2 protein-coding genes are annotated in these 1,096 nt (G+C 74.7%); both read right to left on the bottom strand.

Annotated elements, in window-relative coordinates; all coding sequences use genetic code 11:
- Nucleotides 1–842, bottom strand: an 842-nt coding sequence (locus DMH08_RS39565) for an ATP-binding cassette domain-containing protein (RefSeq protein WP_148108670.1), incomplete at its 3' end; no start/stop codon positions are given.
- Nucleotides 842–1,096: oligopeptide/dipeptide ABC transporter ATP-binding protein (locus DMH08_RS39570; protein WP_325052994.1), on the bottom strand; the 255-nt coding region annotated here is incomplete at its 5' end. The genes DMH08_RS39570 and DMH08_RS39565, both read right to left, overlap by 1 nt.

Raw genomic sequence — 1,096 nt, forward strand, 5'->3', positions numbered from 1 at the left:
ACCGAGTCCCGGCACCCGTACACGCGCCTGCTCCTCGCGTCCGTGTCGGGTGCTTCGGGGACGGACGCGAGGAGCAGGCGCGTGTACGGGTGCCGGGACTCGGTGGCGAGCGCGGACGACGGGACGACCTCGCAGACCTTCCCCAGGTACATCACCAGGACGCGGTCGCTGACGTTCTTGACCACCGCCAGATCGTGCGCGATGAAGATCATGCTCAGCCGGCGTTCGGTGCGGGTGCGTTCGAGCAGGTTCAGGATCTGCGCCTGCACGGAGACGTCGAGGGACGAGACGGGCTCGTCGCAGATGAGGACGTCCGGGTCCGTCATGAGCGCGCGGGCGATGCAGACGCGCTGGCACTGGCCGCCCGACAGCTCGTGCGGCCGCCGGTCCCGGACGGTCGCGGGGTCGAGCCCGACGGACCGCAGGACCTCGTCGACGCGGTCGGCGGACGGGCGCTCGCCGCGGATGGCGGGGCCCTCGGCGACGAGGTCGCGGACGCGGCGGCGCGGGTTCAGCGCGGCGACCGGGTTCTGCAGGATCATCTGCAGGCGCGCGCGCTGCTCGCGGAGGCGCGCGGGGGGCAGTCCGGTGAGTTCGGTGCCGCCGAGGCGGACCGAGCCCGATGACGGCGGGGGCGCCTGGAGGACGGCGCGTCCGGTGCTGGACTTGCCGCAGCCGGACTCGCCGAGGATGCCGAGGGTCTCGCCGTCGAGGAGGTCGAAGCTGACGCCGGAGACGGCGTGCACGGTGCCGCGTCCCGCGGGGAACTCGACGGTCAGATCGCGGACGGTGAGGACGGGGTCGGCGTCGGGGCGCAGGTGCGCGGTTCCGGTTCCGGCCATCAGGCGCCTCCTCGGGGGTGGTGGCAGGCGAACGCGCGGTCGCCCGACGGGACGAGCGGCGGGGCGTCCGTGCGGCAGACGCCGGTGGCGTGCCCGCAGCGGGGCGCGAAGCGGCAGCCGGGCGGTGGCTCCGCCATGTTCGGCGGTGCGCCGTCGATCGCCCGCAGGACCGTGTGGGGCGGGTCGTCCAGGTGCGGGATCGAGGCGAGGAGCGCCTCGGTGTAGGGGTGCCGGGGGTCGTCGAACAGGGGGCG

The sequence above is a fragment of the Actinomadura sp. WAC 06369 genome (genome assembly GCF_003947565.1).
Classification (GTDB): Bacteria; Actinomycetota; Actinomycetes; order Streptosporangiales; family Streptosporangiaceae; genus Spirillospora; species Spirillospora rifamycini.